The sequence below is a fragment of the Flavobacterium sp. genome, assembly GCF_043720215.1.
Lineage (GTDB): Bacteria > Bacteroidota > Bacteroidia > Flavobacteriales > Flavobacteriaceae > Flavobacterium.
Genome location: NZ_JAYSSZ010000304.1, coordinates 1 through 6,276 on the forward strand (window position 1 = coordinate 1; position 6,276 = coordinate 6,276).

Sequence of the window (6,276 nt, forward strand, 5' to 3'; positions counted from 1 at the left end):
CAGTTCGGAAGCGATTTTAGGTGTAAAAATCTCAAAAGTGAGAAGATAAATATTCACGATTGTAGTAACCAGAGTCGATTCGGCACTGAGCCATAACGTCCCCGCGCTACAAGCAGTTTGGGACTAAATTAAGCCTATTCTTCGGATTTGCCAAATCATCCAAGTACAAAACCATATTTAAATTAAGCCAAATGCCCAAATTGCTTGTAGCGTGTGTTGGTGGCTGGACTTTTGGGCGGTTTCGTTCTATTTTACTTATTTCCTTTTGCTCGGTTGTGTGTTTTACAAAGCATTTCACAGTTTTTTATGTCTGTCGCACCGCCTTTACTCCACGCTGTAACGTGGTCAGCGTCCATTTCTGCTAATTTCCATATTTTCGTTTTGTTAGCATCGTGTCCAATGGCACAATGTGAACAGTTTGAAATTCCTTTTTTTTCGGCTTCTGCTGTCTGAATAGCACAAGTAGATTTTTTTGTTGCTTCGTCAAATATTCTAACTTCTAATAATTTTGTGTCTGTTGAGCCACCCAGAATAAATTCAAAAATTCCTTTTCGGGTTTTTACATAAGGGTCGGAATAAAGTTTCTTAACTTGTTCTGAAACTGTTTTTGAATTGTAAGGTTGTTTGCGATACGTTTCATAAAGTCTGCCATATTCAAGTCCTTTCATTTCGCTTTCTACGTCTGTAAAGACGGTAGAAACCCAGTCAATTACACTTGTAAAATAGTTTTTCAATTCGGTTATGTTTTTGTCAAATCTGTGTCTGCTCATATAATCGCCTACATTGTCTTTGCTTACCCATTCCAAAGCTCTTTCTAAATATTCTTGTCGGTTTGCACTTCCTGAAACGTAAGCGCTCCATTTTTGAATGTTTGCGTTTTGGCTGTTGCTAAATTCTTCTTTTCCAAGTGTTACAAATGGACCAGAATAAACTGCGTTTAAAAGTTCTTGATTATTCAGTGGAACACCTGCAATATTAATAGTTTTAAACCATTCTTTTATTTCGCTTTCTGTGCCTTCACATTCGTAAATTAAAAGTTTGGTATCTAATATTTTTTGTTGTTTGTCGGTTGCAATACCACTAAAATATTGCTCCATTCCGTTTTCGTCTTTTATGGCGAATTTGTTTGTTACAAATCTACCAAAACTTGTAATTCGTTGTTGTCCGTCTAAAACTTCAAGACTGTCTTTGCTGATTTTGTTGAAGTAAATTAGTCCTAACGGATAACCTTTTAAAATTGACGAAATAACTGCAACATCTCTTTTTCCGTCTGCATAAATATAGTTTCTTTGGTATTCAGGTTGAATTGTCAAAGTTCCCGACAAACCAAACAAGCCTTTGCCTTCCAATTCATTGTAAATGAATCCTTCACAAATGTCTTTAACTGTTATATCTGATCTTAAAGTAGTTTCCATTATTTCTTATGCTTTATTAATACTCTTGTATAGACTTTTTCTAATTGATTGTTTCTGAAAACCACACCACTTGCATTCAAATCGTATGTGCCAGGTTTTCCAAATTTATCTAAGTATGCTTGTTTGCAATCAGCAGAAGAGTATATTTTAGTTTTTTGTTTATATAAATCTAGATTTTCACACATTCCAACTATCTCAAATTGTTCAGGCGAATATTTGTCTAAAAAGCTAATAGGAACACCCATTACACCATCGTAATCACTTGGTATAGCATCTGTAAATGGAACTTCGATAGCACTGTAATTTTCATAATTTAAATAACCAATTCCTTTTACTTCTTTGTGTTTACTGAATTTTAAATTATCGTCAAAAGTCATAAGAGGCATTTTTAAATGTCGTCTTCCGTGGTCAATATTGGTATACCAACAGCAATTTCTGAACTTTACCAAACCAGTTTCTTTATCAAAAACACCTTCTGCGTAGTCATTTGATATTGGGGAAGAAAAAAAAGCGTTACCTGCTTTGAAACCATTACCTAACCAAATTTTATTTTCTTTAATATATGCAAATAGTTCTTTAAGTCCAATAGAGTTCATACTGCCAATAATTACAAATTGTTTATTAGCTTCCATTATCCACGGTAAGAATTCTCTAAATAATGAAAATGGTGGATTTGTAATAATAATATCTGCTTCGTCTCGTAGTTTTTTTATTTCTTGACTTTTAAAATCACCATCACCTTTTAAGTATTCCCATTCCAAATCATTGACATCAATTTTGCCATCACCAGATTTATCGTGGGTAAGAGTGAAAATTTTACCGTTTTTCACCGTTTTATTTTCGTCAAACTGTGGGTCGTTTGTTTCAAAAAGAGTTGGTTGATATTTGGTTTTGAAATTTTTGCTATCAGGGGCATAACTTGTACTTATGAGTTTTTTTAGTCCAAGTCGTTCAAAATTTTGCGCAAAAAAACTTAGTGAAATTGCTCCATTCAGGGTCGTCACAGGGAAGTAGAATTGTTTTGCGACGAAATACGTTTTGGTTAAATTCCAAATACGCCATTATTTCTTTTTCTATGTCGTGGTATTGAGTATAAAACTCATCATTTTTTGTAGTTTTAGCTTTTGATAAGTTGCTATTCTTTGTTTTCTCCGCCATTGTTGTCCGATTTACGGTAACAATTCTGACGGTTTTCTTTTGTTGGACAGTTGTTTTTAGCCCCGAATTTCCGTTAGTCTTGCCACCAACGTTCTCGCAGCTTGGCGATGTGGCGGATTAAGGAAGCCTAATCTTTCGTTTAAACACTGACTTTGCAAGTACAAAACCAACTTTAAATTAAGCCTAAACCCGCCATATTGCCAAACTGCTGTTAGGCGATCGCCCATTGTTTTTTATTGTTCAATTTTATGCAAATTCAAAATTTATACTTTCTATTTGTTGTCTTGATTCTTGTCTTAATTCAAATGATTTTTTCATTTTTGAACTAATTTCGGCTATCATTTTTTCGTCAGGCAAATTTATCAATGTATTTGCTAAATCTGTATCAGAAACATTAGGAATTGCTGCACCTGTTCTATACATAAACATTTGTTTTAAAAACACTTCTGATTTTAAAAAATATAGTAGATAATAATTGTCAATTTTTATATTTCTCAAAACTCTAAAACCATTTGTGCAAATGCTACCTTCAAAATCTTTATTTACTAAAGCAGTTGCGTGTTTTCTAGTTCCTACTGAATTTCCAGCAATTGCAGTAATAATATCGCCTTCTTCAATTTCGTAACTTGCTCTGCTTGGTAACTCGTGTACTTGAAGAGTTGTTGAGTTTATTATTTCGTAAGAATGTGTATTAATATCAGAAAGTTCAACATATTCAACTGTTTGATTTTGGTCTTTTAGTTTTCTGCTTTTTACTTTAATTATATCACAAATATCTCCTAAACGAACTGTGTTTGTTTTGTCCAAATTTGAAAACATTTTTCTGTTTTCTGGCGAATAAAAATCATAATCAAATCTACCGTTTAATTCATTGTAATTTATAGAAAATGAATTTTCCTGTTCTACTTGATTTCCTTTTTGAAATTTTTTGAAAGCATCTACTATATCGCTAAAATCCTCATCTAAAATGGGCTGTCCAAAACCATTCTTAATTATTTGACCAAATTTATCTTTTTGATAAGTTGCAGTGCCATTTTTATTTCCTTGATAACCTAATTTTGTAACTCTTCCGAAAAAAATTGGATATTCTCTAACTAAATTTGGAGTGTCTTTTTGTAAAAACAATAATGAAGTTTTTACACCAGTACCAAAAGGAATAAATGTTTCTTGCGGTAAATTAACAATAGCTAGAATTTTTGCTTTTAATTTTATATAATAACGCAAATACTCTAATGAAGGATTTTCGAAATTTCCATTAGGTAAAACTATTGCCAATCTACCACCTTCGTTTAATAGCTGTAAACATCTTTCAATAAATAATATTTCAGCGTTTTGATTTGGATATACAGATTTAGTTTTGTGATATTCATTATTATGATTTGCCCATTTGTGACCTAAATCGAATTTTGAAAGAGTAGAAGTGTTTGTAATTTTAGCACCAAATGGTGGATTTGCTAATACTAAATCAAATCCTGTTGTGTTAGATAAAGAAAGTTTTAAACTGTCTAAATCCTCTAATGTATTTGTACATAAAACATTTGTTTTACCATTTGCTTCCAAAAGTAATTTCATTTTTGCAATTCTTGCAATACTTTTGTTTATATCTGCTCCGTAAAGGTTTTCAGAAACAATTGATTTTGTATCAAGTTCAGAATAATTTTTTTGCAAATATTTTAATGCAGACATTAAAAATCCACCACTACCACACGCTGGGTCAATTATTTTTTCGTTTGGTTTTGGTTGCATCATTTCTACACAAAAGTCAATAACTGGCTCTGGAGTAAAAAATTGACCCCTGCCATCTTTTTCGTGATGAGATAGGAATTTCTGAAAAGCTAAACCTTTTGCATCTTGCGAAGAATTTAGTAGCGAAATACTTTGAATTTTGTTAATGGTAAAACCCAATGCAATTGTGCTAATTCTTATTCTATCATCTGAATCAAAAATATCTTGGTATGCTTTTTTTGTTTCCTCAAATAGATTATTTATTCTTTCGTTAATAGAAAGAATGGCTTTTCCTGTTTTCATCTTATTCCATTCCTCGGCAGAAATGTTGAATTGATTCAGGTTATTATTTTCATCATAAATCTTAATAAATAAGATTTTTACAAACTCTTCTAAAGTTTGTTGAGGCGATAATCCGTCGTTTGCATAAATATAGTTATGAATTTCTTCAAACTTTTTTAAGAGATTATCTTCTTTTGTTAATTCTATTTCAAATAATGAATTCATAATTTACACGTTTGTGACAAATGTAATACACATTTGTGTAAAATAAAAATTTATCTTCCATCTAATTGACTTTCATCCAATTTTCTGTATTTTGGTTTTGTTTCTTCAATACATAAATTTAAGTCTTCATACCAAGGCTTTAAAAGCTTGTGACGTTTAAAATTGTCTTTTGCAGTCAAAATATCAATAGTATAATTTTGTTGTAAATGATTCGGCGATTTTCCTTGATGATTCAACTCTGTACTATTTACAAAAGCGAATTCGTGTTTTCCAGTTTTAAGAAATAAATCAACGCATAGGATATTGAATTCTGAAACCAAAGGACCAGTGCTTTTTATTTTGGTTATTATATCAATTCTTGTCGATGGCATATGTGTTTGTAGAAGCCTAATTGGGGCTTTTAAGTCCCAATAAGCATTCTCATCAAAATCAGTTTCATTGAATGTATCTAACCAGTTTTTTATCTCGTCTTTACTTTCCCAAAGTCCTGTTAAATCTGGCACACCAGCACCGGGATTTGTTTTACTCCAACCAAATTTTGGAAACGTTCCTACGTTTTTATTTTCCCATTCAATTTTTGCTTTTTCGTATGCTAAACTTCCTGATTTATAAATACTAGCAACGTGTTTTTCTCGTTCAATTGAGTGTTTGTTTAACATTGTTAGACAAGAAGATTGTTTTGTTAATCCACTTCTTTTTTCAGAATTTGATTTTACACCTTTACATTCAACTACAAGCCATTCGTCTTTTAATGAACCTTTTTTTCGTAAATAGAAATCTCCTCTTGCGTCTTCACTTTTTGCATTATTTCCACCTTCAGGTTTTTCTTTTATTCTTAATGCTTCATAACCAATTGATTCAGCATATTCTTTAAATAATTCTTCTCCGAGATTACCTAAAATATATCCTTCTGCTCCTGGGCTTTTTTGCAAAACCTCTAAAAATCTTGTTTCGTCAATACCAAATTTTGTGTTGATGTAATTTTTTAATAAATCCATTGTTAGTCTTTAAAGAATTCAGAAATATCGGCATTAAGAGCAATTGCTAATTTTTCCAAAACAGTAATTGACACATTTCTCAAGCCTTTTTCAATGCTTGGAATGTATGTTCTGTCTAAATCAGCAGTTAATGCAAGTGTTTCTTGTGAAATTCCTTTTTCTAACCGTAGTCTTTTAAGATTTTTACCGAATTTTTGCTTAATGTCCATAATGCAAAACTCTAACATTGTAGATTACTATACAACGGACAACTATCAACGTATAATTATTTTTTTTGGGTGGTGGGTGGGCTTGGATTCTTTGTATTGTAAAAAAATAGATTTTGTATTTTACGCTTAATGTCAATGTTTACGGTGTCGCTCACGGGTGTTGCCTAACGTCCCCGCGCTACAAGCAGTTTGGGACTAGATTAAGCCCATTATTCGGATTTGCCAAATCATCCAAATACAAAACCATATTTAAATTAAGCCAAA

Annotated in this window: 6 protein-coding genes; all 6 read right to left on the reverse strand. The window is 31.8% G+C overall.

Annotated elements, in window-relative coordinates:
* Positions 1-251: 251 nt before the first annotated feature.
* Positions 252-1,415, reverse strand: a complete 1,164-nt coding sequence (locus ACHZC3_RS13360; RefSeq protein ID WP_394760387.1) for an HNH endonuclease family protein — start codon at positions 1,413-1,415, stop codon at positions 252-254.
* Positions 1,415-2,419, reverse strand: coding sequence for an adenine-specific methyltransferase EcoRI family protein (locus tag ACHZC3_RS13365; RefSeq protein WP_394760388.1), 1,005 nt, complete (start codon positions 2,417-2,419; stop codon positions 1,415-1,417). The genes ACHZC3_RS13360 and ACHZC3_RS13365 overlap by 1 nt, the downstream gene beginning before the upstream one ends.
* Positions 2,367-2,573 carry an adenine-specific methyltransferase EcoRI family protein gene (locus tag ACHZC3_RS13370; RefSeq protein WP_394760389.1) on the reverse strand — a complete coding sequence of 69 codons (207 nt, stop codon included), beginning with the start codon at positions 2,571-2,573 and terminating at the stop codon, positions 2,367-2,369. The genes ACHZC3_RS13365 and ACHZC3_RS13370 overlap by 53 nt, the downstream gene beginning before the upstream one ends.
* 246 nt (positions 2,574-2,819) lie before the next feature.
* Positions 2,820-4,805, reverse strand: a complete 1,986-nt coding sequence (locus ACHZC3_RS13375; RefSeq protein ID WP_394760390.1) for an N-6 DNA methylase — start codon at positions 4,803-4,805, stop codon at positions 2,820-2,822.
* A 50-nt stretch (positions 4,806-4,855) separates the two neighbouring features.
* Positions 4,856-5,803, reverse strand: a complete 948-nt coding sequence (locus ACHZC3_RS13380) for a hypothetical protein (RefSeq protein ID WP_394760391.1) — start codon at positions 5,801-5,803, stop codon at positions 4,856-4,858.
* Positions 5,804-5,805: 2 nt separating this feature from the next.
* A complete protein-coding gene (locus ACHZC3_RS13385; protein WP_324712665.1) occupies positions 5,806-6,012 on the reverse strand; it encodes a helix-turn-helix transcriptional regulator in 207 nt (68 codons plus the stop codon).
* Positions 6,013-6,276 lie beyond the last annotated feature (264 nt).

Coding starts and splice junctions, on each gene's coding strand:
- ACHZC3_RS13360 (WP_394760387.1), bottom strand. CDS start 1,415: ATGGAAACTACTTTAAGATCAGATATAACAGTTAAAGACATTTGTGAA.
- ACHZC3_RS13370 (WP_394760389.1), bottom strand. CDS start 2,573: ATGGCGGAGAAAACAAAGAATAGCAACTTATCAAAAGCTAAAACTACA.
- ACHZC3_RS13375 (WP_394760390.1), bottom strand. CDS start 4,805: ATGAATTCATTATTTGAAATAGAATTAACAAAAGAAGATAATCTCTTA.
- ACHZC3_RS13380 (WP_394760391.1), bottom strand. CDS start 5,803: ATGGATTTATTAAAAAATTACATCAACACAAAATTTGGTATTGACGAA.
- ACHZC3_RS13385 (WP_324712665.1), bottom strand. CDS start 6,012: ATGGACATTAAGCAAAAATTCGGTAAAAATCTTAAAAGACTACGGTTA.